The 24411-nt window shown below is 60.2% G+C and carries 22 protein-coding genes; 16 read left to right on the top strand and 6 right to left on the bottom strand.

The window, feature by feature from the left end:
• The first annotated feature begins 361 nt into the window (after positions 1-361).
• From J0909_RS05475 to J0909_RS05400, 16 genes are all read left to right on the top strand, one after another.
• On the top strand, positions 362-2077 hold the full coding sequence (locus tag J0909_RS05475; RefSeq protein WP_207261134.1) for a sensor histidine kinase: 1716 nt from the start codon (positions 362-364) through the stop codon (positions 2075-2077).
• A complete protein-coding gene (locus J0909_RS05470; RefSeq protein ID WP_207261132.1) occupies positions 2070-2501 on the top strand; it encodes a response regulator in 432 nt (143 codons plus the stop codon). The genes J0909_RS05475 and J0909_RS05470 overlap by 8 nt, the downstream gene beginning before the upstream one ends.
• A gap of 17 nt (positions 2502-2518) precedes the next feature.
• Entirely contained in the window at positions 2519-2917 is a 399-nt protein-coding gene (locus J0909_RS05465) for a response regulator (RefSeq protein ID WP_207261130.1), read from the top strand.
• On the top strand, positions 2914-3297 hold the full coding sequence (locus J0909_RS05460; protein ID WP_207261128.1) for a response regulator: 384 nt from the start codon (positions 2914-2916) through the stop codon (positions 3295-3297). Before J0909_RS05465 ends, J0909_RS05460 begins: the two co-directional genes overlap by 4 nt.
• Before the next feature lie 60 nt (positions 3298-3357).
• Positions 3358-4632 carry a sulfite exporter TauE/SafE family protein gene (locus tag J0909_RS05455; protein WP_207261126.1) on the top strand — a complete coding sequence of 425 codons (1275 nt, stop codon included), beginning with the start codon at positions 3358-3360 and terminating at the stop codon, positions 4630-4632.
• 4 nt (positions 4633-4636) lie between these two features.
• Complete coding sequence (locus tag J0909_RS05450) at positions 4637-5323, top strand: hypothetical protein (protein WP_207261124.1); 687 nt, start codon at positions 4637-4639, stop codon at positions 5321-5323.
• A gap of 133 nt (positions 5324-5456) precedes the next feature.
• Complete coding sequence (locus J0909_RS05445; RefSeq protein WP_207261122.1) at positions 5457-6947, top strand: PAS domain-containing sensor histidine kinase; 1491 nt, start codon at positions 5457-5459, stop codon at positions 6945-6947.
• Complete coding sequence (locus J0909_RS05440; protein ID WP_207261120.1) at positions 6944-8290, top strand: sigma-54-dependent transcriptional regulator; 1347 nt, start codon at positions 6944-6946, stop codon at positions 8288-8290. Before J0909_RS05445 ends, J0909_RS05440 begins: the two co-directional genes overlap by 4 nt.
• A gap of 130 nt (positions 8291-8420) precedes the next feature.
• Positions 8421-9461, top strand: coding sequence for an FUSC family protein (locus J0909_RS05435; RefSeq protein ID WP_207261118.1), 1041 nt, complete (start codon positions 8421-8423; stop codon positions 9459-9461).
• A gap of 635 nt (positions 9462-10096) precedes the next feature.
• A complete protein-coding gene (locus tag J0909_RS05430; protein WP_207261116.1) occupies positions 10097-10576 on the top strand; it encodes a cytochrome c3 family protein in 480 nt (159 codons plus the stop codon).
• 3 nt (positions 10577-10579) lie between these two features.
• On the top strand, positions 10580-11725 hold the full coding sequence (locus tag J0909_RS05425) for an electron transporter RnfC (RefSeq protein WP_207261115.1): 1146 nt from the start codon (positions 10580-10582) through the stop codon (positions 11723-11725).
• A gap of 52 nt (positions 11726-11777) precedes the next feature.
• Positions 11778-12749, top strand: a complete 972-nt coding sequence (locus J0909_RS05420; protein WP_207261114.1) for an RnfABCDGE type electron transport complex subunit D — start codon at positions 11778-11780, stop codon at positions 12747-12749.
• 2 nt (positions 12750-12751) lie between these two features.
• Positions 12752-13321 carry an RnfABCDGE type electron transport complex subunit G gene (gene rnfG, locus J0909_RS05415; RefSeq protein ID WP_207261113.1) on the top strand — a complete coding sequence of 190 codons (570 nt, stop codon included), beginning with the start codon at positions 12752-12754 and terminating at the stop codon, positions 13319-13321.
• 11 nt (positions 13322-13332) lie between these two features.
• Positions 13333-14025, top strand: a complete 693-nt coding sequence (gene rsxE, locus J0909_RS05410; RefSeq protein ID WP_207261112.1) for an electron transport complex subunit RsxE — start codon at positions 13333-13335, stop codon at positions 14023-14025.
• A gap of 3 nt (positions 14026-14028) precedes the next feature.
• Positions 14029-14604 (top strand): electron transport complex protein RnfA, encoded by a 576-nt coding sequence (locus tag J0909_RS05405; protein ID WP_207261111.1) that lies wholly within the window; start codon positions 14029-14031, stop codon positions 14602-14604.
• Positions 14605-14628: 24 nt separating this feature from the next.
• Entirely contained in the window at positions 14629-16743 is a 2115-nt protein-coding gene (locus J0909_RS05400) for an FAD-dependent oxidoreductase (RefSeq protein WP_207261110.1), read from the top strand.
• A 164-nt stretch (positions 16744-16907) separates the two neighbouring features.
• Here J0909_RS05400 and speA read toward each other — a convergent pair whose 3' ends face one another.
• From speA to J0909_RS05370, 6 genes are all read right to left on the bottom strand, one after another.
• Positions 16908-18821 (bottom strand): biosynthetic arginine decarboxylase, encoded by a 1914-nt coding sequence (speA, locus tag J0909_RS05395; RefSeq protein WP_207261109.1) that lies wholly within the window; start codon positions 18819-18821, stop codon positions 16908-16910.
• A gap of 498 nt (positions 18822-19319) precedes the next feature.
• Positions 19320-19838: a hypothetical protein gene (locus J0909_RS05390; protein WP_207261108.1), complete on the bottom strand. Its 519-nt coding sequence runs from the start codon at positions 19836-19838 to the stop codon at positions 19320-19322.
• A gap of 475 nt (positions 19839-20313) precedes the next feature.
• Positions 20314-21507, bottom strand: coding sequence for a tyrosine-type recombinase/integrase (locus J0909_RS05385; protein ID WP_207261106.1), 1194 nt, complete (start codon positions 21505-21507; stop codon positions 20314-20316).
• Between the two features lie 959 nt (positions 21508-22466).
• Complete coding sequence (locus J0909_RS05380; RefSeq protein WP_207261104.1) at positions 22467-23405, bottom strand: hypothetical protein; 939 nt, start codon at positions 23403-23405, stop codon at positions 22467-22469.
• 94 nt (positions 23406-23499) lie between these two features.
• Entirely contained in the window at positions 23500-23853 is a 354-nt protein-coding gene (locus tag J0909_RS05375; RefSeq protein WP_207261102.1) for a hypothetical protein, read from the bottom strand.
• A gap of 74 nt (positions 23854-23927) precedes the next feature.
• Positions 23928-24347, bottom strand: a complete 420-nt coding sequence (locus J0909_RS05370; protein WP_207261100.1) for a hypothetical protein — start codon at positions 24345-24347, stop codon at positions 23928-23930.
• Positions 24348-24411: the final 64 nt, after the last annotated feature.

The following is a 24411-nucleotide window of genomic DNA, read 5'->3' as shown; positions in this document are numbered from 1 at the left end:
GAAAAGTGGGGCGTTTTTACCCATGTCATGCTATGGATTGGATGTGTGCCCTTTCATACGGGGATCCGGGGTGTATTGATGGGTGCGGTACTTTTTGTTCCGCCGGGGCAAAAAGTACCGATTTTACCCCAAAAGCGTAGGCATCGGGATGTCGCGCCCGCCTCCCGGTCGTCGAGAATGAGACGGTTGCGGGGAAATGTCTTTAAACAAGGTTAGTAATTCTAGTATATTGTGATTAATCGTCGTCATCACTGTCCCATTGGGGCGAAGGCGGTTATGGCACACGGCTTGCTCATGGTGATCAGGTAGAGGTGAAGGGTATACGGCCGGGACGGCCGAGACCGCAACCGAGAGTGGGGCCATGCATCCCGAGCGGAAGTCATCATACGACAACCTGTCGCGCAATCTGTCGCTGACGGTCATCACGGTATCTTTCGCCCCGCTCATCTTAGTGGGCGGACTCATCTTCCATCAGTTCCGCTCAATATATACCGAAAAGGTTTTCGCCCATCTGGGCGAGGTCGTGGACAAGCACGCGGCCGACATCAACACTTTCCTGCAAGACAAGCTCACCGAGGTCCAATACATCGCCCGGACCTCCTCTTTCGAATACCTGACCACCTCGAACCACCTGGAAAAGGCCCTGCGCGGGATGCAGCAGCAGTACGGCCGCATCTTCGTTGACCTGGGCGTGGTTGACAGCCAAGGCCGCCAGGTGGCCTATGCCGGTCCGTTTAACCTTTTGGGAGCGGACTACTCCGGGGCGGACTGGTTTCGCAACTCCAAGGAACGCGACGCCATCATCAGCGATGTGTTCGAGGGGTTGCGCCAGTCCCCCCACTTCATCATCTCCATCAGCCAGGGACGGGGCGAGGCGCGCTGGACTCTCAGGGCGACCATCGACTTCCTGTCCTTCAGCTACCTGGTCCAGAACATCCGCATCGGCGAGACCGGCTTCGCCTACATCCTGAACGGGCGGGGCGTGTACCAGACCCGGCCCAAGGACGAGCGCAACCAGGATCTGGAATTGACCCCGCGCCGTCAGGTTGGCGACATCAGCTCCTTGGCCGGGGTATCCATCTTTGAATCCGTGGACCGCGGGGGCGATACGTACGTCACGGTGACCGCGCCCCTCAAGGGCGGGGATTGGAAGCTGGTCTATCAGCAGAAGACCTCCGACGCCTTCTCGGCCATGACCCGCACCGAACTTGTGACCCTGGGCATCTTTCTCATCGGTGGCCTGGCCATCGTGGCCATGGCCCTGATCATCTCGCGCAAGCTCGTGCTTCGTTTCCAGGCCATCGATCAGGAGTCCGAGCTCATGAGCAAGCAGATCGTCGAGACCGGCAAGCTGGCGGCCATCGGCGAGCTGGCCGCCGGCATCGCGCACGAGATCAATAATCCGGTAGCCATCATGATCGAGGAGGCGGGCTGGGTCGGCGACCTCATGGAGGACGAAGGCAAGGACCTGCCTTCCTATGGCGAGATTCGGCGGGCGTTGACCCAGGTGGGCAACCAGGGGCGACGGTGCAAGGATATCACCCACAAGCTCCTTTCCTTTGCTAGGCAGTCCGATTCCCGGGTGACCGAGATGGCCGTACCCGATTTCATCCGCGAAGTGGTGGACATCTCCATGCAGCAGGCCCGGTTCGCCCAAGTGGACTTCAACCTCGATCTGGACGAGTCCATGCCGTGCATTTCCGCATCGGCCACCGAACTGCAACAGGTCCTGCTCAATCTGGTCAACAACGCGATCCAGGCCATGGAGCCAGACGGCGGCAAGCTGTCCCTCCGTTGCGGCGTGCAGGACGGCCAGGCGGTCATTGCCGTGGAGGACACTGGCCCCGGCATTCCGGCCGCGAATCTGGGCCGCATTTTCGATCCGTTCTTCACCACCAAGCCTGTGGGCAAGGGGAGCGGACTCGGATTATCCATATGTTTCGGCATTATCCACCAGATGGGTGGAGAGATAGACGTGGAAAGCGCAATGGGCAAGGGCACGCGGTTCACCATCCGTTTGCCGCTGCCCGCGTCCACCAGGCAACCTGAAACGCGACAGGAGATTCAACATGACTGATGCCACTGTTTTGATCGTGGACGACGAGCGAGGGTTCGTCGAAACCATGGCCAAGCGGCTCGAAAAGCGCAACATGACCGTTTTCCAAGCCTTCGACGGTGACGAGGCCATGGTCCAGTTGGCGGAATATCCGAACATTCAGGTGGTCATCCTGGATATGAAGATGCCCGGCAAGGACGGCCTGGTCGTGTTGCAGGAGATCAAGGAAGCGCACCCCCTGGTCGAAGTCATCATGCTGACCGGCCATGCCACGGTCCCTTCGGCCGTGGAAGGCATTCAGCACGGGGCATATGACTACCTTATGAAGCCGTGCAGCTTCGAGGACCTGAACAAGAAGATCGCCGAAGCCGTGGCGCTCAAGGGCGAGCGCGAGGAAGAGGCCATCGAGGCCCGGGTTAGCGACATCGCCGGGCGCATGGGGTAGGCGGCGTGGACAGGACCGTGGACACAGCCGGCGGCGCGGGCCGGGACGTGCGTTTGCTCATCGTGGACGATGAGACCGGGTTCGCCGAGGTCCTGTGCAAGCGCATGCGTCGGCGCGGCGTGGAAGCGGCGTCGGCCGCGAGCGGCGATGAAGCGGTGCGGCTGCTTCGCCGCGAGGAGTTCGACGTGGCCATCGTGGATCTCAAGCTCCAGGGCATGAGCGGGATCGAGATTCTCAAGGTGTTCCGGCTGATGGCCCCGGACATGCCGGTGCTCATGCTGACCGGCCACGGCAGCGAGGAGGCCCGCGACGAGTGCATCAAGCTCGGTGCGGCGGGCTATCTCTCCAAGCCCGTGGAATTTGACCGATTGCTCACCAAGGCACTCGAACTGGGGGCCGGGAGCGTACGGGCATGAACGACGTCAGGGTACTGCTCATCGACGACGAGGCCGGGTACACCGATGCCCTGGCCAAGCGTCTAGGCCGGAGGGGGGTGTCCGTAATGACCGCGGGCGGCGGGGCTCAGGCCCTTGAGATCATGGCCTCTAGTCCCTTTGACGTGGTCCTGCTCGACATCAAGATGGCGGGCATGGACGGGATCAAGACCCTGAGCGCCATCAAGCGGCGTCATCCCGAGGTGGAGGTGGTCATGCTGACCGCCCACGCCAATACGGACATCGTCATTTCCAGTTTGGCCATGGGGGCGTTCGATTACCTCCTGAAGCCGGCGGATCTGGAGGAGCTGGTTCGCAAAATAGAAGATGCGGCCATGAGGAAGAGAAGCAATTCGAAGTGATCGGCCCGAGGGTGGGTGCTTCGGACGGGTTGAACAAAACAAGAGGAAGCGAGGATAATCATGCGATTTTTCAGCCAATGGGGTAGATTCATGATGGCGGGGGCCGGAGCCCTTGCCCAGTGGGAGATCGAAAACGCCAAGTCCATCGTGAGTAGCCGCAAGAAATTGCTGCTCATCGGACTGATGATCATTCCCATCATTTTGATCGGCGTGGCCTTCGCCGACGACATCGGGCCGGCCCTGCCGCACCTGCTCGGCGGCAAAAAGGCATACAGCCCGGCTTTCTACAGCCTGGGCATCTTTCTGGTTTCCATCGCCATCGGTGTGGGCGCGGGCCTGATTACCGGCTGCATCGGCGCGGGCGGCGGTTTCATCATCGCCCCGGCGCTCATGTCCGCAGGCATCAAGGGCATCCTGGCCGTGGGCACCGACCTGTTCCACATCTTCGCCAAGGCGATCATGGGCAGCGTCATCCACCGCAAGCTGGGCAACGTGTCCGTGTCCCTGGCCGTCGTCTTCCTGGTGGGTGCCGTGCTCGGAGCCACAGCGGGCGGCGTGATCAACCGCGTGCTGTACGAGATCAACCCGATCTTGAGCGACGCCTTCATCACCACCGTGTACTCCCTGATGCTTGGCTTCCTGGGCTTTTACGCCCTGGCCGACTTCCTGCGCTCGCGCAAGGCGGAGAAGGGCGGCGACGCCCACGGCGGCGAAGGGGTCGAGATCGGCGCCCTGTGTCGTAACCTGCAGGACGTCAAGTGCCCGCCCATGATCAAGTTCGACCAGGACCTGGTGGCCGGAGGCCGTCAAATCTCCTGGATATTCCTGGTCATGTCCGGCGCTCTGGTCGGCCTGGCCGCGGGCATCATGGGTGTCGGCGGCGGCTTCCTGACCTTCCCGATCTTCGTTTACGTGCTCGGCGTCTCCTCCATGACCACGGTGGGCACCGACATATTCCAGATCGTGTTCACGGCGGGCTTCGCGTCCATCACCCAGTACGCCATCTACGGCTTCATCTTCTACACCCTGGCCATGGGCATGCTCATCGGTTCCCTGCTGGGCATCCAGATCGGCGCCCTGGTGACCAAGATCGTGCCCGGCATCACCATCCGGGGCTTCTACGCCATGGCCGTGTTGGCCGGTTTCATGAACCGGATATTCGCCCTGCCGAGCAAGCTGGCCGAAATGGAGATCATCTCGCTCTCGCCGGGGACCGGAGCCGTGCTCAATACCATCGGCATCTGGGCGTTCTTCATCGTCATCGGCGGATTCTCCGTCTGGGTGGTGGGGACCTTCCTGATGAACATTTCCAAGCTCAAGAGAAAGGAGGCTTAAGGCCATGATCTACAACAAAAAGGAATTCTATACGGGCTTCAGCCTGCTGGCCGTCTTCTTCGTGGTCCTGTTCATGATGTTCCAGCCTATCTACCATGGGCACAACGCCATGCAGTTCCTGGACAATTTGTACAATTCCATCTCGAAGGGGTCCATTGACTACTCGGGTGCGTTGAAGACCGATGTCGCTCCCTACAACGACAAGGATGTGGATCTGAACCTGACCTACGGCACCGATGCCGAGGCCCTGCAATCCGCCCAACTGTTCACCAAGGCCGGTGCGACGGCTTCGGTGGACGGCCCGGCCCTGCGCGTGACCGGTTCCCTGGGGACAATCCTGGGGGCGAGTCTGGACGACGCCAAGCTTATGTACGACAACAACGGCGACGCCATGCAGACCAAGTACGGCATAGCTCCGCGCCGTTCCCTGTTCAACTGGTGGACATCCCTCAAGCTCATGAGCAAGTCCCTGAACAAGCAGAGCATGTTCGAGTCCGCCAAGGTCGTGGACACGGTCCGGACCAAGGCTATTGAGGCGTCCTATAATTATTACAAGGTGGAGGCCCAGCACATCAGCGACGATATCGGTCTGGTGATCTTCTCCCTGGTCTTCTATGTGGCTTATACCTTGTGGTACGGCTTCGCCATCCTCTTCGTCTTCGAAGGGTGGGGGCTCAAGCTCAGTCACTAGACCTCGGAATGCGCAGCATACCCTAGCCCCGCGTGGTCCGGCGGCTTTCTTGGCCGCCGGATCGCGCATTCATCCATGAGGGGATTTACTCCTGGCCGAAATGATTGTATTTTCTTCAAATGAGGAAGCGTGCATGAATCTCCAGAACTATTACGACACCGTCATGGAGTTGACCCACGGCATCGTGGTCTCGCTCGACCTGGACGGGGGGATCATCCACGGCAACTCCGAGCTGGAACACCTCTCCGGCTATCACCTCCAGGAACTGGCGGGCCGCGACTGGTTCGAGGTCTTCATTCCCCGGGATGAGCGGGAAATGGCCCGCCGGGCCCTGCTCGAAGGGGCCCACGGCCAGGGCGTGACCGCCTTTGCCGGGCGCATCCGGGCCAAGGACGGCGACACGGTCTACGTCAACTGGAATCTCAAGCCGCTGACCGATTCCAACGGCGAGGTGGTCAGCCTGCTGTGTGTTGGCCAGGACGTGACCGACCTGGTCCTGCGCGAAAAGGGGTTGTTGCGCGAGCGGTTCACCCTGCTTGAGCGCAACAAGGAACTCAGTTGTCTCTATTCCCTGAGCCAGCTCATGGGTGAGATTCACCGGTCCATGGACGATCTCCTGAACCAGGTGGTCGAGCTCCTTCCGGCGGCCTTTCAGAACCCCGAGATGACCTACGCACGGCTTCGGCTCGGGCATAAGATCTTTCAGACTCCCGGCTTCGAGGAGAGCGGCCATATGCTCAAGTCCGATCTCGTCGTCAACAACGAGAAGCGGGGGTCGCTCAGTGTGGCCGTGCGTGACGACGCGGCTCGGCCCGGTTTTCTGGAGGACGAGTGCGATCTGTTTACCACCGTGGTCCAGCAGGTGGTCATTCTCGTGTCCAAGCGGGAAACCCGCCTGGCCAAGCAGGAACTCGAACGTCAACTGCGGCAATCCGACAGGCTGGCCAAGATCGGCCAATTCTCGGCCGGGGTCGCCCATGAGATCAACGAACCCCTGGCCAATATCCTCGGGTTTGCCGAACTTGCCCTCCAGACCCCGAACCTGCCCACCCAGGTGGCCACGGACCTGAACAACATCGTGGACTCTTCGCTGCACGCCCGGGAAATCATTCGCAAGCTCATGTTCTTCGGGCGCCAGTTGCCGCCCCAGCCGACGTTCATCGATTTCAACGAAACCGTGGAGCAGGCCCTGCGCATCACCGAGTCCGGGGCCCGGCGCAACGACATCGAGATCGTTCGCGACTTCGATCGCACCCTTCCGAAGATCCTGGCCGACCCGCAGCACATGAAGCAGGTAGTGGTCAACCTGGTGGTCAACGCCATCCAGGCCATGGTCAACGGCGGCACCGTGACCATCCGGACCATCAATCACGAGAGCGATGCCTATCTGGTGGTCGAAGATACCGGGCCGGGCATGACCCCGGACGTGCTTAAGATGATTTTCACCCCGTTTTTCACCACCAAGGACGTGGACAAGGGGTCGGGCCTGGGGCTGTCCGTGATACATGGCATCGTCAAGGCCCACGGGGGATTCATTCAGGTGGAAAGTTCGCCGGAGGAGGGGACCCGGGTGGAAGTCGGCTTTCCCTGCCATCTGCGCGACCCGGAGGATGATGGGGCATGAGCAGGAATATCCGCATATTGGCCGTGGACGACAGTAAATCGACTCTGGAGGTGCTCAAGCGCAATCTTGTGCCCGCCGGATACGACGTCTTCACCTGCGGCCGGGTGGATGAGGCCGTGGCCCTGCTCGAAGACCAGGCCATCGACCTGGTCATCACCGACTACCGCATGCCCGTGGCCTCGGGGCTGGACCTGATCAGACACGTGCGGGCCAACCTGCCGGATGTGGAAATCATGATGATCACCGGCTATCCCTCCATCCCCGGAGCGGTGGAGGCCATCAAGGACGGAGCCGGGGAATATTTGGCCAAGCCGTTCACCACCGAAGAGCTGCTTTCCTCGGTGGGGCGCATCGTGGAGCGGCTGCAGCGCAGGCGGGTGCTGTCATCGGCCGACACGCCGCCGGACAATTTCGGGATTATCGGCACCTCGCCCGAGCTGGAGCACGTCTTTCAGCGCATCGGCAAGGCTTCGGCCTCGGACGCCAATGTGCTCATCAGCGGCGATTCCGGCACCGGCAAGGAGCTGGTGGCCCGGGCCGTGCACTACAACAGCGACCGTCGGACCGCGTCGTTCGTGCCGGTCAACTGCACGGCCATCCCGGACAGCCTGGTGGAAAGCGAACTGTTCGGTCACGTCAAGGGGGCCTTCACCGGGGCCAAGGAATCCCGGGCGGGCTTTTTCGAGGTAGCCAACGGCGGGTCCATTTTCCTGGACGAGATCGGCGACGCCAGCCCGACCATGCAGGCCAAGCTCCTGCGGGTTCTCCAGTCCAAAGAATTCTGCAAAGTGGGGTCGAGCATCGGCAAGACCGTGGACGTGCGCATCCTGGCCGCCACCCACAAGGACTTGCGGCGTATGGTGGACGAGGGGACATTCCGCGAAGACCTCTTTTACCGGATCAACGTCATTGATATCCACGTGCCGCCCCTTTCCGAACGCGGGGACGATCTGCTCGTACTCATCAACCATTTCCTGGCCGAGTTCTCCAAGGGCATGCACCGCGTGCCGCCGACCATCTCGGATGAAGCCCTGCAGGCCTTGCGGCGCTACGACTGGCCCGGCAACGTCCGCGAACTTGAAAACCTTATCCAGCGGCTGGTGGTCATTGTGGACCACGACACCATCGGGGTCACCGACCTGCCCGAAGCCATGCGCTTCAGCCTGCCGCGCGAGGGCAGCGTCAACCGTACGCTGGAGGAGGTCGAGCTCGAACACATCCGTAACGTCCTGGTCATGACCGGGGACAACAAAACCCGGGCGGCCGAAATCCTCGGTATCAATCGCAAGACACTGCGCGAAAAGCTCAAGCGCTTCGAAGGGATGGCCAAGCCGGGCGAATAGGTCCTCCAACCGTTCCGGTGTGAAACTTCGGGGTTGACCCGACCCGGTCCTTATGCGAAAGGGCCGGACGGCGTTGACCTGTCCGTTCATTCGGATATGGTCGACATACAATCACCCCACAAGGCACGGAATGGCTTTCAACGCGGAAAATATCAGCAGTCACGTTCGGCACGGACTCAAGGTCGGCCTGGCCAGCGTCCTGGCCTATGCGGCCGCAGGCTGGATAGGCATGCCTTATGGCTATTGGGCGGTCATCACCACGGTCATTGTCATGCAGATGCATGTGGCCGACTCCATCCAGATGAGCCTGTACCGGTTCACCGGCACCGCCATCGGCGCGGGCATGGGCATCCTGATGATCCTCATTTTTCCGCCCACCCATGGTTTCACCCTGGTGGCCATCTTTCTGGGCACGGGCATCTGCGCCTACCTGACGCGCTACGATGTGCGCTACCGCATGGCGGCCATCACCATGTCCATTGTTTTTCTGACCAGCCTGGGGGCGGAGCACCGTATCGAATTCACCCTGTTCCGAGTGGCTGAGATCGGTATCGGCGTGCTTTGCGCCTTCCTGGTTTCGGTGGCGGTCTGGCCCAACCGGACCACCTCGGCGCTTCTCGGACGGTTGAGCGACCAATATGACCAGGTGGCGGACAACGTTTTGCTGCTCATGGGCAACTTTCTTCATCGCCAGCGGAAGACCGATCCGGACCTGTTCTTCGACCTGGCCCGCGAGGTCCAGGCCAACCGGGTGCTGTACAACAAAATCTATTCCACCGAGAGGCGGGTCTTCCGCGACGACATGGATTTGCTCGCCGTGCAGGTCAACACGCTCAATTCGGTGGTGGAGCGGCTTCAGTCCACGCCCAGCCTGCTCAACGAGGTGGAGGGCGATGGTTTCGACATCATCATGGCTCCGGAACTCACCCAGTTGGCCGAGAATATAGCGCAGGCACTGCGAGCCATCGGACGGGGCGCCCATTACGACCCCCACCCCCTGGCCAAGGCCGTGGACGAAGTGGAGAAGCGATTCATCGAATTGCGCGAAGAAGGCGTCATCGAACGGTTCGAGGTGCGCCGCTACTTTCAGGTTATGAGCTTCATCAATACCGCCCAACATCTGGCCGAATTCCTTCTGGTCGTCCTGAACAAACCGCAAATGCCGAGCTGACGGCCTTTGCGGCCGCTCGAGTGCGCGCGCGAACGGCGTTTCGTGTCGTTGGTGCGTGACCTGGACAACGCTCCGCCGGAATCGTCCCGGTTTATCTTTTGGGACAGTGAGCGCCCATCTAAAATATTGGATAAAAGTGGTGGCCGGGGGAAATCTTCCCGGTTTGTTCGCGCAAAAGGGGGGTGGCGTCGATTTTGCGCGATTCACCGGGTTGCGAGATGTGGGGGAATGCCCCTGTAATGGCGAGTTTATTGCGTTGTTGTTAAATAGAACATATTAATTTCAAAGGAGGATCTTCTGAATAACCGCTGACGGGTAGAGGCGGGATACGCCCAGTTTCTGCTAAAATCCATACCGCAAAAGTATACTTTGCGAGATCTGGGCTGACAGGTTCGGGGGGCTTGCATGATTCCCTGGCTGGACACGCTGTCTCGTTTGCTATTATTTCAGTCATTATATTAATATGTTGTAACTATTTTATCTAGTTGGGGTAATGCGTCTTAAATGGCATGCTTTCTGCTTCCTTTATTACTGATTGACTAATCAATCGGAACGTGGGAATGAGGCCGGGCGCCCAAAAAGACGGGAGTACCTCCCGTGTGTGTAAAACCCTTATCCGAGCGAGGATTGACCAGTTGAAGAACCGATATTTCATCATTTCAGCGATCGTGGCGCTCCTGTTTGCAGGGGCCGTGATCGGCTATGCCATCCCGGTGGAGAAGCAGGATGTGCCGGCGCGGGTCATCCTGGACAACACCGGCGGGCGGGTCGTGTTCGCCCACCAGGTGCACGCCCAGGACTATGGAGCCGATTGCGAAGACTGTCACCACGACGGCATTGAAGGCGAGAAAAGCTATCTGCCGTGTGGAGCGTGTCATCCGGCGGAGTTCGACGAACAATTCCGTCTCAACCACCCCAAGGCGTTTTCGGATCAGAAGGCCTGCCTGCGCTGTCATGACGGCGTGCCCGCCGGCCCCCTTCCCAAGGATGAGTGGCCGGACGTGGAATCCATTCCCACCCGGGGCGAGGCCTTCCACACCCTGTGCATGGGGTGCCACGAGGAAAACGGCGGCCCCTTCGGCGACGACGCCTGCTACCAGTGCCACGCGAGGTAATCCATGCTCAAGATACAATATTCCCTTGATTCAGAACTGATCAATTCCATTCGCGATCTGGCGCTTCCGGAAGAACTGCATATCCAGGTCCGCAACCTGGTGCTGAAAACCAAGAAGGGCAGCGTCCTGACCAAGGGCGAGGTTATTGCCGAACACCCCGCTCCCGGCGGAGGAGCCTTCCACGCGGCCGCGGGCGGCAAGGTCACGGGCGTCAACTATCACAGCCTGATCCTGCGCTGCACGGGCGGCGAAGAGACCGTTTCCCCGGTGGACGTGAACTCCATGGGCAACGGTGCGGAGCTGCTGCGCGTCCTGCAGGGGCTCGGCGTGAATGTTATTCAGCTCATGGGCAGGGCCGAGGTCCTGGTTATCAACGGCCTGAATCCGGAACCGGGCGTTTCCGTGGCCCAGCAACTGCTGCGGGACGGCCGCGAGGAGTTGGCCGCCGGTCTGGCCCTGGCGCGCAAGCTGCTTGCGCCCAATCGGACCGTCCTGGCCGCGCCCAAGGGCGATCCGGTCTCCATTCCGGGGGCCGAGACCGTAGGGGTCCGGGCCAAGTACCCATATTCCCTCGACGCCCTGGTGGTCCGGGCCGTGACCGGCAAGGAATTCCCCGAGGGCACCCGGGTCATCAACGTCATGGATCTGTATGACTTGGGCCAGGTGGTCCTGACCGGGTTGCCCATCACCGAGACCGTGATGACCATCGCCGGGCACAACTATCGCGTGCCCATCGGTACGCCCGTGCGGCATCTTTTGGATATCCTCGGTCTCGACACCCATCCCGGCGACACCATCGTCCTGGGCGGGCCGTTCCGGGGCGAGGCCATCTACAGCCTGGACGAGGGCGTGAAGAAGACAGACTACGGCCTGTTCATCACCTCCTCGGACGCCATTCCGGCGGTTCAGGACGCCGCCTGCATCAACTGCGGGGAATGCGTCCTCCAGTGCCCGGCACGGGTCCAGCCTCATCTCATCAGCCGCTGCGCCGAATACGAGCGGTTCGAGGAAGCCGAGCGGTACGGCCTGAACAGTTGCTTCGAGTGCGGTCTGTGCGCTTTCAACTGTTTCGCCAGGCGGCCGTTACTCCAATATATCCGTTTCGCCAAAGCGCAGCTCAGGGCCAAGGGCCAGGACGCCCAGGCCTAGCCGGTACGGGGAACAACCACGAAGTTCGACAACACTAAGGATGATGAACGATATGAATCCTCCCATACTCAAAGCCATGTCCGACGTCTCGCTCCGGTTGACGGTTTCGCCGCCGCCGCACTGGCGCAGCGGGCGGACCATCCAGGGCATGATGCAGGCCCATCTGCTGGCTCTGCTGCCGGCCGCCGTCATGGCGGTGGTCATGTACGGTTACCGCGCGATCTCGGTCATCGGCCTGGCCGGAACCGCGGCCGTGCTCACCGAAGTCCTCTGTCTGCGGCTCCAGAAGCGCGACGTGGACGTTGACAATTACTCGGCCCTGTACGCGGGCGTGCTCTTCGCCTTCCTGCTCCCGGCCACAGCGCCCTGGTGGCTGGTGGCCATCGGCGGCGTCCTGACCATCGCCCTCGGAAGGACCGTGTTCGGCGGTTTCGGCTGCAATCCGGTCTGCGCCCCGCTGGTCGCCTGGGCCGTCTGTCGCTTCTCCTGGCCCGCGGCCATGGATATCGACCTCAATCTGGCGAGCTACGTGGCCAACAGCCCCGTGGACCAGCTCATGCATTTCGGAGTGAGCAGCCTCCTCCAGTTCGACTATATGGACCTGTTCGTCGGGCGGCAGCTCGGCGGCCTGGGGTCGTCGCAGGTCATGGCCCTGGCCGCGGGCGGTCTTTTCCTGCTCGCCACCCGCTGGATCCGCCTGTTCATCCCGGTGGGCTTCCTTCTGGGCGTGGCGGGCACGGCGACCGCCTTCTGGATGATCGACCCCACGGCCTATGCCGATCCCATGTTCCACCTTCTGGCGGGCAGCACCGTGTTCGGGGCCTTTTTCCTGGCCCCTGACGTGGCCTCCAGCCCGGTCGGCAAGATTCCCCAGACCGTGTTCGGCCTCATTGTCGGGGCCATGGTCGTGATCATCCGCGTCTACGGGGTGTATCCCGACGGCGTGCCCTTCGCCATCATGGTGGCGAACCTCCTCAGCCCGCTGTTGGACCGTCTTCGTCCCAAGTTCTTCGGAGTCAGATAGCCATGCGTGAAATTATCAATATGATCGTGGTCCTGTCCCTTATCTGCGCCGCTTCCGGTACCCTTTTGGTCAACCTGAAGCGGGCCACCAAGGACAAGATCGAACAACAGGTGCTCGTCAATGTTCAGGGCCCGGCCCTGATGACCGTGCTCGCCGGGTGCGACAACGACCCCATCGCCGAGAGAAAGACCGTGGACGGGGTGACCGTGTTCCCGGCCAGGCGCTCCGGCAAGCTCGTGGGCGTGGCCTTCGAGACATTCGCTCCCGGCTATTCCGGGGATGTCGGGGTCATGGTCGGCTTCGACGTGAACGCCGATCGGCTCATCGGCATCGGCATCACCACCCAGACCGAGACCCCGGGCGTGGGCACGCGGATCATGAAGTCCGCCTTCCTCAAGCAGTTCAAGGGACATGGCCTCGACTCCATGGCCCTGAGTTCGAAGGACGGCGACATCGACGCCGTGGCCGGAGCGACTTATTCGTCCACCGGAGCGGTGGACGCGGTGCGTAAGGCCCTCACTCTGTACAAGGGCATCAAGCCGCAAATCGCCGACCTCTGGCCGGCGTCCTAAGGAGCTATATAATGAGTGCTTCCCTCAAGAAGGAATTCCTCAAGGGGCTGTGGGACGAGCTGCCGCCGTTTCGCGTGGTCCTCGGGCTGTGCCCGACCCTGGCCGTGACCTCCACGGCGGAGAACGGACTCGGCATGGGCGTGGCCGTGCTCTTCGTCCTGACCCTGTCCAACGCCATTATCTCGGGCCTGCGCAAGGTCATTCCGAGCAAGGTGCGCATCGCCTGCTTCATCGTCATCGCGGCCTCGCTGGTGGTGGCCGTGGAGCTGCTCATGCAGGCCTATACCTATTCCCTGTACCAGAAGCTTGGCATCTTCGTGCCGCTCATCGTGGTCAACTGCATCATTTTGGGCCGCGCAGAGGCCTTCGCCTCCAAGAATCCGGTCCTGCCGTCCATCGCCGACGGCCTGGGTATGGGGCTCGGCTTCACCCTGTCCCTGACCTTTCTCGGGGCCTTGCGCGAGGGCTTCGGCAGCGGCACGGTCTTCGGCATTCCGGTGGCCTGGGACTCCTTCCAGCCCGCGCACTTTATGGTCATGGCCCCCGGCGCATTCGTCTGCCTGGGAGTGATCCTGGCGGGCATGAATGCGTTCAACCGGTATCTGAGCCGACGCAAGGGCGAACCCGAAACCGAGCCGCAGAATACGGCCTGCGCGTCCTGCGCGGGCTGCAACCTGTGCATTACGGCCAAGAGGGAGGGCTAGATCATGGATTACTTCATGCTGTTCATCTCGGCCATCTTCATCAACAACATCGTCCTGGTCCAGTACCTGGGCACCTGTCCGTTCATGGGCACGTCCAAGTCCACGGACGTGGCCATCGGCATGGGCGCGGCGGTCATCTTCGTCATGCTCATGGCCACGGCCTTTACCTGGCCCCTGCAGCAATATGTGTTGAACCCCTACGGCATCGGCTACCTCCAGACCATTGTCTTCATTCTGGTCATCGCTTCCCTGGTCCAGTTCGTGGAGCTCTTCCTGAAGAAGGTCATTCCGCCCCTGCACGCCTCGCTCGGGTTGTTCCTGCCGTTGATCACCACCAACTGCGCGGTCATGGGCGTGGCCATCATGGTTCAGCGCAGCAACTATTCGTTCGTTAAGGCGATGGCCTTTTCCCTTGCCTCGGGCATCGGTTTCCTCATCGCCCTGGTCATCATCTCCGCCATCCGTGAGCGGCTTGACGTTTCTCCGGTGCCGGTCGTTTTCCGCGGCATTCCGGTGGCGCTCGTCACGGCGGGCATCATGTCGCTGGTCTTTCTCGCCTTTCAGGGCATGGCCGCGTAACCGTACAAGTACAAGGACGAGATCATGGTAACCTCATCCATATTGGTTTTGTTTCTCCTGGGGCTGACGGCGGCCTCCATCCTGGCCGTCGCTTCCCGCATCCTCTACGTCAAGGAGGACCCGCGTGTGGCCAGGGTCGAAGCGTGCCTGCCCGGCGCCAACTGCGGCGGCTGCGGATATCCGGGCTGCACGGCGGCGGCCGCCGCCGTGGTCAACGGCGAGGCCGCGCCCGAGGTCTGCGTGGTGGCCAGCCAGGAAGTCGCGGCGCGCATCGCCGGGATCATGGGGGCCGAGGTGCAGTTCAAGGAGCCCAAGGTGGCCACGAACATATGCAGCGGCGGCTCCCGGGCCAACCTGCTGTTCGACTACAAGGGCGTGGAGGACTGCCGCGCCGAGGCGCTGCTTTACGGCGGCGAGAAGTCCTGCGGCATCGGCTGCATCGGTCTGGGCACCTGCGTCAAGGTCTGCGGCTTCAACGCCATCCGCCTGAGCGACGCCGGGTTGCCGGTGGTGGACTGGAACGCCTGCCGGTCCTGCGGCAAGTGCGCCGAGGCGTGCCCCACCGGGGCCATCCGCATCTCCAGCGTGACCAGCGTGCTCCTGCATCTTAACCAGACCGACGACTGCCTGGCTCCGTGCATGCAGAAGTGCCCGGCCCAGATCAACGTGCGCCGGTACATCCAGCAGCTCAAGCAGGGCGACATGCGCGGCGCGCTCCTGACCATCAAGGAGCACAATCCGCTGCCTCTGGCCGTGGGCCGCGTCTGTCCGGCCCCGTGCGAGAACATTTGCCGCCGCAAGATCGTGGACGAAGGCGTGGCCATCCACACCCTGCACCGTTTCGTGGCGGACTGGGAGATGCGCTCGGGCAATCGCGTCGCCCTGCATTGCAATCCGCCCAGCGGACACAAAGTGGCCATCATCGGCGGCGGCCCGGCCGGGCTGTCCTGCGCCTACTTCCTGCGCCGCGTGGGGCATGAGCCGGTTATCTTCGAGAAGCGCCAGAACATCGGCGGCATGATGCGCGGCATCATCCCGGAGTACCGGCTGCCCAAGAAGGTGGTGGATTGGGAAGTGCAGACCATTCTCAACCTCGGTGTGGAGGCCCGCACCGGCGTGACCTTCGGCCGGGACGTGACCTTGGCCGATCTTGAGAATGAGGGGTTCGAGGCGATCTTCATTGCCACGGGCGCCTGGAAGGTGCCGTCGCTCGGCATCGAAAACGATGATGTTCAGGGAGTGCAGGACTCCATTTCCTTCCTGAACGCCGTTGGGCGGGAATACACCGACCTTCGCGGCAAGACAGTGGTCGTGGTCGGCGGCAGCAACACGGCCATGGACGTGGTCCGCAGCGCTATCCGCCTCGGCGCCACGGCCATCGCCCTGGTGCCGAGCATCCAGCGCAAGATGTCCGCCAACAAGGAGGAGATTCAGCGTGCCGTCGAAATCGGGGCAGACCTCCGCTACATGACCGCGCCGCTGGGCCTGGTGGCCGAGGACGGCATTGTCTGCGGTGTGACTTATTGCGACCTGGCCTACGACGATCCGGAAAAGGCCAAGGGCGGCCCCAATCCCGTGTCCGGGACCAATTCCTTTGTGGCGGCCGATATGGTCGTCGCAGCCACGGACCGCCTGGTGGACGACAGTCTGCTGCGCGATGCCGAGGGCAATCCCCTGTTCAATATGGATAAGAAGACCGGTGGGATCAGCGCGAACCCGACCACGTTGCAAACCGACATCCCCAACGTGTTCGTGGGCGGAGAGGTCCACACCGGCCGCAACATCCTCATCCAGGCGGTGTCCGAAGGACGCCGTGCCGCACGTTCCATCCACTTTCACGTCACCCAGGGAACGGTTCCCGAGCCGGACAATCAGCAGGTCCAGGTCATCCCGGAATCCATTCTCAAGGACATGCGCGTGACATACTCCATCCCCAGGGTTCAAGAGCCCCTGGTTAGCGTGGAGGAGCGTCGGCACACCTTCAAGGAGGAAGTGGCCGGTTCCATCTCCTACGAAAAGGCTCGGAAGGAGGCGAGTCGCTGCCTGCGTTGCGGACTGACCTGCTACGACGCGGATGCCGGGGCCGAATACACCCGGGACGCCGACGTCACGGTCATTGCCGAAGCGGGCAGGGACTAAGCTCAGGACCCTCCGGGCGATCTCCCGTTCGGGCCATCATGTGCCTCACCCTCCGAGGATAGCGCCCCCTGTCGCCCGGTGGACAGGCGCATGAAGCCGCAGCCCCGGACACCAATGGTGTCCGGGGCTGCAATTGTTTTGTCGGACGGAGCGGGCGGGGTCGCCTAACGTTCGAGGTAGGTGTAGCCTTGCAGCCCGTTTCGGTAGGCCTGGAGGATTTCCCGGCGTTGTGCCGGGGTGATCAGTCCCTTGCGCACGCTCGCCTCGGCGGTTTCGCGGAACCGGGTGAGCAGGGCCTTGGTGTCGTACTCCACATAGGACAGTACATTTTCCACGGTGTCGCCTTCGAGTTCGCTCACAAATTCGTACTTTCCGTTGTCCATGATGCGGATGGTCACCACGTTGGTGTCGCCGAAGAGGTTGTGCAGATCACCCAGGGTTTCCTGGTACGCGCCCACGAGGAACACGCCAAGGTAGTATTCCTCCAGCGGCCTGAGGGCGTGCAGGGCCATGGTCCGGTCCACCCCGGCCCCCTCGATGAAGCGGTCGATCTTGCCGTCGCAGTCGCAGGTGATGTCGGCCAGGGACCCCTCGCGAGTGGGCTTTTCATCCAGCCGGTGCACCGGCATGACCGGAAAGAGCTGGTTGATGGCCCAGGCGTCGGGCAGTGATTGGAACACACTGAAATTGCAGTAGTAGATATCCGACAAAGTGCGGGTCAATCCCTCAAGCTCCAGGGGCAGGGAGGGCAGGTCCCTGGCCAGGACCGCTATGGTGCGCATGGTCAGCCAGAAGACGTTTTCGCCCAGCGCTCGTTCTCGGAAGGTGATGATTCCCTGGTTGAATGCCTGGCGGACCTCGTCCCGGTAGTAGAGGGCGTCGTTGAAGCTCTCCTGGACGTTGTCGCGGGTCAGGGCGAGCATGGTCTCGTGAAGGTGCCGGATGTGGATGTTGGTGTCCTCGGGAAGGGCACCGGGCAGGGGCTCGGGCTCGAAGCGTGCGGCGTCAAGCACGTTGAGAAGCAATATGGAATAGTAGGCGACCAGGGCCCGCCCGGACTCGGTGATGATGGTCGGGTGGTCCACGCCCTGCTCGTTGAGTACGGTCATGACTCCTTCAATGATGTCCGCGCAGTATTCGTGGACCGAGTAGTTGCGGCTGCTGGACAGGCTGGTCCGGGTGCCGTCGTAGTCCACGGCCAGGCCTCCGCCCAGGTCGAGGTAGCGCATGCCCGCGCCTTCGGCCGTGAGTCCGGCGTAGATGCGTCCCGCCTCGGCCACGCCGGTGCGGATCGCCCGGATATTCGGAATTTGCGAGCCCAGGTGGTAGTGGAGCAGTTGCAGGCAATGGAGCATGCCCGCCTCCTTGAGGCTGTCGATGATCTCAATGATCTGGGAGGCGTTGAGGCCAAAGATGGAGCGGTCGCCGCCGGACTCGGCCCATTGACCCGTGGCCTGGGAGGAGAGCTTGGCGCGCACGCCGAGGATGGGCTCCACGCCCAGCGCCCGGGAGCGTTCGATGATCAGTTGAAGCTCGCTCGGCATCTCGATGACCAGCACGCACCGGAAGCCGAGCTGTACGGCGTGCAGAGCCAGGTCCACGAATTCCTCGTCCTTGTAGCCGTTGCAGACAAGCACGGCGTCGGGGTCGTTGTGCATGCCCAGGGCGGCGATAAGCTCGGCCTTGCTCCCGGCCTCCAGCCCGTGGTGGTATTTGCGGCCATGGCGGGTGACCGCCTCGACTACCTGTTGCTGCTGGTTGACCTTGATAGGGTAGGCGCCGAGATAGGCGCCCCGGTAGGCGAGTTTGTCCATGGCCTGGAGAAAGCTCTCGTTGAGCAGCGTGATTTGGGTTTCCAGGAGATTCTCGATGCGCAGCAGCACCGGCATGTCCAGCCCGCGCGCCTGGATTCCCCCGATGATCTCGGGAATGGATACCGCCCCGGAAAAATCGCCGGGCCGGGCGGTTACCTGCAAGTCCCCGTTCTCGGAGACACCGAAAAAGCCCGCGCCCCAATCCCGGACGCGATAGAGTTCCGCGGACCGCTCGACGGTCCATTCTTCCTGTGCATGGGTCATGTCCCATCCTCCCTTGATTCATGGACTCCGGCAACCCCGGCCTGTGTTGGCGGCATGTAGGGGCGGGGGGCTCGAATGTCAACACGAATATGGGGGAAAGCACGAATGGTGACAAGAAATGTCCTTGGACCCGTCGGAGTCGGGGCGTTGTCGCGTGAAATGCCGTTGGGCCAACCGGGCTCTCGATGTCGTTGTTGTGACGAGTCGCTCGACGGGCCATGCCGTTTTGCAGGGCGCCCCATGGGGGGGCGCAATCGGAAGATGAGCAGATGAGGAAAAGACAAAGGGGTTACGCTATTGCGTAACCCCTTGATTTATCTGGTCGGGATGAGAGGATTTGAACCTCCGATCTCTGTGTCCCGAACGGGATGGCTTGCGTTGTATGGTTTGTAATACTTGGATTTATTTTTGTATGTCACATAGAAAATACCCGTAAATGGGGTCTAGAATGTGACAAGAAATGTGACAGTATCAAGTCGTACTGGTTTGTTCTATTAATTAGACTTTTAGCCTTTTTTTTACTGTGGCTCGGTAATCAATGAAGGCTGCTTTGAATGCCTCTGCGAGTATGTCACTTTTGGGCATTACTTCCTGTTCGAACCTGACCCTTTCTCGATCCCGATCAAAAATCCCCTCCATCGTTGCGGGGTCAATAGACTGATCATCGTTACGAGTGGGTAGTCCTTCTATGGCATAGTAGCTTAGTAACTCATCGGTTGCTTTCAGGAGCTGCGTTTTCTTGTTTTCGATAATATCAAAAAGGAATTTGTTAGATGCTTTCGGTGCCTCTGAGAGATAGTGATAAAAATTATTTCTAGCCTGACCAATATGGTAGCTTGAGCGTGCGCCTCCGTAGATTGCTCTCATAGCATTTTCGTCGGCTATGGCATCAAGCGTATGAAAGACCCTGATATCGTGTTCAGTAGTGAGGTTTTTACTGTCGATATACCGCTTCGACAGGAAGCCTAGGCCAAAAGTCAAAATTGGAATTCCTATGTCCTTAATTAGTTCCCACATGGCAATATCTTGGTACGGGGTTAGGACTTATAGTGGCAAGAGCTGTAGACTGATATTTAAGTATATCTTTTTATCAGGGCAATCAATGAATGCACGAGGAGCAATCTATGCGTTCCGAGCGCAAAGCATATAGTTGATATCGTGTTATAATCTTAGCTTATTTTTGACTCGGTGTTAGAAAAATGTGACAAATGATGTGACAAAAGAAAAAGGCACTTACATGAATGTCATGTAAGTGCCTGTTTTTTCTGGTCGGGATGAGAGGATTTGAACCTCCGATCTCTGCGTCCCGAACGCATGGAATGCGTTCTAACTGTCTGTTTTTGCAAGGCAAAAACAGGCTTATCCGACAGTGAAACGGATAAAATAGGGCTAAAAACGGATAAGTTGTAGGATAAAAATCGGTTCAAGTCGGTTCGGGACACAGAGCTAAAAAAGGCGGCGCCGGAGCGCCGCCAGGTTGATGGTGGGGTAGCTATTTAGCTTTGGCGAGATCTTGTGGGCCTGTGTCCAGGTCCGGCAGTTCCAGCTCCGAGGTGGAGTTGATGACCGCCGCCTTGGTCTCCTCGACGACCTCCTGGTAATGCTTGAGGATCATGGTTGGGTCTGCGTGACCGGCGATCGTTGATATGGCTTTGAGGTCGCACCCCTTGCGAAGGGCCTCTGTTATGAAATGGTGGCGGCAGTCGTATGGGCGGATGCGGCGAGTGATCCCGGCACGTTCCAGTGTCTTCCACCAAGCCGTTTTGAGAGATTTGATCGGTTTCCCGCGCCAGTGGATGATGTGACCTACGTGTCCGGTGTCCGCGTCTTTCTTGCGCCAGTATCTCAAGGCATCCATTACATTTGGCTTAAGCTGGATATCCCGATACGTGATGTTCTTGTTTTTCTCGGCCGACGCGATACGGATGCAGCTGCGCTCGAACGACACGTCCGCCCATGTCGCCTTCAGCAACTCGGACCTGCCCATTCTTGCCCCGGTCCCGACACCGAGGACAACGGCGCGGCGGACATGATCGGAGGCCGCAGCGACGATGAGGTTGGCCTCCTCGACGGTTGGCGGGGCTGGTTTATTGTTCGGCCCACGCTTGGCCCCGGAAAAACGGAAGACCGGGTTCTCCTCGATAAGCTCCTGCTCCTCGGCCCAATTTAGGGCGCTTTGGACGATGCCGACCTTCCTGTTTATTGTCGTCTGGGAGTTGCCCTTGACCTCGCGCTTGACCTTCTTGACCTTGCCATCATTGGTGTAAGTCATGTCGATTACATGCGGCTTCCGCAGTTCTGCGACCACCTCCCGCAGGTGTGTCTTGGTCAGTTCGGAGACAGGGATGTGGCCGATGATTGGGCGGACGAATTTCAGGTGGGACAGAGTTGTCGCCATGTTCTCTTTCGCAAGATCCTGCCCCTTTTTTCTTGCGGCGACATCCTGCAGGTACAGCAACAGTATGTCGTCGACGGTAGGCCCGGTCTTCTCCGTGTCGTCAACATGCCGCTCCGGCAGGAACGACTCCCTGTCGTACTTGAGCAAATATTTCACTTCCGCATTGCGTTTCTTGGCCGCATCCTCGTCGTGTCCGAACGGCTCGTAGACAGTCTTGTCCAGATACGGGTGTCGATAATAGACGTGATACAGCGTCTCTTTCTTCCCCACTTGCCGCTTGATCGCCATAAGTCCTCCTCAAGACTCGGAATATTTCATGGAACCGATATGGTGCCCCGCCTCGAAAATGGCGTCAACGGGACTCTGCTATTCGCCGAAAAGGTCGGCCATGAGCGTCGGACTATCAAGACCGTGCGCCTTCTTGCGTGGCCGTGGCCGAGGAGCAGGTGTCGTCCGGTGCGGCCTGGTTTTTTCGAGTGCCGCAACGACATCAGCCGTCCGCCAGCGGTACCCCATTCCGCGTCCGGGACCGAGATCAGCGCACGGATCCACCCCCCACTTCTCAAGCAGTCTGACAGCCGTCTTCTGCGACACGCCAAGGGTCTTGGCGACCTCCGATCTTTTCAAATGCGATTTCCCCATATCGACGGAATCGTACCACGCCGATTCTGCAAATCAACAACTATTTCAACAAGTTGACGATTCATTGTTTTTGCATTACGCATAAAAATATTGAAATAACTGTATATTTTTAGATTGTGCAAAATATTGCATCAAAAAAAGTTTCGTAATGTGCAGTTTTTGCACCGCATATGGCAAAAAAAGTGGAAGCTGGCGGCCCTTTTTAGGGGGTGGGTCCCGCGGCTTCCAGGAGGAAGTGAGATGAGAATGGGTGGGGAATGCATCCCCAAAGAATCCGATCATCGCTCGGCGCAATCTCCAGGGTCAAGTTTTTGCGGGGAAAAAGATTTAAAAAGAGGAAGGCCCCTTTCGGGGCCTCCTGTTGCAGGTCAATAGTGATCAGATCTCGCCTCTGGCTCTTGCCATCTCGTCAGCCTCGGCCTCGGCCAGGTCGAACCTTGAATAATGGATTTCCCTGTTAAGGGGGCCGCCGGATCCACGGTCCTCCCGGAGACGTGCCGACACGGACACGTCGATCTCGTAGAGCAGGGCGGCGGTTTCGGCGTCGTCCTATTCTGTGTCGTATCCGAACGACGTGTAGCCGGCGTAGGTGTTGTCTGGTGCGGTCATGCTGTTGCCTCCAGGAGGTTGGACGGGGCGGACAGTCGGGGGACGGGGACGGTGTAGGCTCCGCGGAACGTGCCGGCGGTTTCGGCGGTGTCTGGGAGGTCGGATTCGTGGCAGATCCCTACGATTGTGACCATGAAGTGGTCGTATCCGATCTTGTCGGCCAAGACCATGACGTACGTCGTTTCATGGTGCCTCTCGTGCGGCCGTACAGCGAGGCGGAACTTTTCCGGGGCGGCGTGTCTTGCGAACCTGAGTGTCGTCTTGAAGTCGATTCGCATAGATCCGATCAGCGCATCCACGCCGCCGTCGCCGCGGTATTTGTCGGCGTTCCGGACCTGCCGCTCCGTGCTGTACCGTGCCATTCCGGCTACGGGGCCATGGAGATAGATTTGCCCGGCAGCCTCGCCGATCTGTCCGGCAAGGTTCGACCTGAACTTGCTTGTCGGTTTACCGTTGCCGTCCTTGATCTTGGAGGCGGTATCCAGGGTGCATTCCCTGGCATTTTCCGCAATTAACTGTGCCGCAGATCCGGTGAACTCGACGACTGTCCGTCCGGAGTCGTCTGTGCTGACCTTGATTTCGTGATGGCTGGTGAGTGTGGTGGGGACTGGGTGGTGGACGGCCCTTGCTCGTGTCATGGCCTCCTCGACGGTGTGTCCCTTGTCGATGACCTGGCCGTTACCGAGGTCGATCATGTCCGCCTCGGAGATGGTCCGGACAGGGGCAACGTCGTCGCCGGAGACGCGGACGATGACGATGTTTCGCTCCCTGGTCTCGACGATACAGTCGTGTCCGAGCCGTCTCAGCTCCGTGGCGACGTGATCAGCTGCGGCTTTGTCGTCGAACGCCCCGGCGCAACCGTCGATCGCGCCGCCGTTGGTGGTGAATACGAGATGGGTTTCTGCCGATTTTGCTTCTGTCTTTTTTGTGTGCATCGCTCCTCCAAGAGCGCATGCACACGGGCCTTCACGACGCCTCCTGCGGCCGCCCAGCCACTGTTTCCTGGGTCCGGCCGCGTCGCCTGTTTATTTATTGATATATCTCTTCGGCAACGATCATGTCCTCAATCATCGCAACGCCGTCCATGGCCCCGGCCGCCACGAGCACGGCGCTTGTGCGCCGGTACATCTCCCGCTTGTCGTCATCCGGCATGTCCGGGAAAACGGCATTGATCATGTGCGGGAAGAAAACCAGTTGCATGTCCGGGGACTCCGTTGCGATGCCGTTTACCGGTCTTGCCGTTGAAAGCCGATAACTGCCCCGCGTGTCCGTCGTCGCCTGGACGACGTTCTGCTCATCGACAAGCAGGTACCGTTCGACGAATCCGGTGGCGTCAACGCTGGCACCGTCATCTGTCTTGATGATTCTTCTCTTTGACCCCATTTTTTTCTCCTTTTTCTTCCCGTTTATAATCCAACGCCCCGGGCGGCCGTTGGGCCGCCTCCAGGGGCGTGTGGTTAGCTGTTATTGATCATGTTGATCTTGCAGACCTCGGCTGCGGCATCGTTCAAGATACGAGTAAATTCCTCGTCGCTGATCTCCGGCAGACCGTCGGGGTAGTAGAAAAAGTTGTCAGCAGGGGCGTTGTCGAGCGAGGTGCAACCGTAGAGCAAAAGCAGGAGCATTTTGTTTGTGAGCCGCACGTCGTAAATGGTGTCCGTCTCGCCGTAATCGTCGACGTAGTAGTGCGGGTGGCGCAAGTAGAGGTCTCCACGCCGGTCTCTGCAGACGGTCGCGCTGTGGAACTGACCGCCGTTTGGAGTCAGGCCGGGGATAAACCCGGACACGTTGCGGATTTCCATCTGCTTGTCGCCGACGAGCAGGCTAAGGAGCACGCGAATCGAGTTGGGGGGCTGTTGTTTACTGTTGTCGGTCATCTATTTCCTCCGGTTTTTTGCGGTATCTTGAACGTCCGGGCCAACCTCTCGGCCTCGGCATTGT

Origin of the sequence: Desulfovibrio sp. Huiquan2017 (assembly GCF_017351175.1) — a bacterium.
Lineage (GTDB): Bacteria > Desulfobacterota > Desulfovibrionia > Desulfovibrionales > Desulfovibrionaceae > Pseudodesulfovibrio.
Note: the sequence above shows the minus strand (reverse complement) of the source record. Positions and strands in the feature narration are given on the sequence as shown.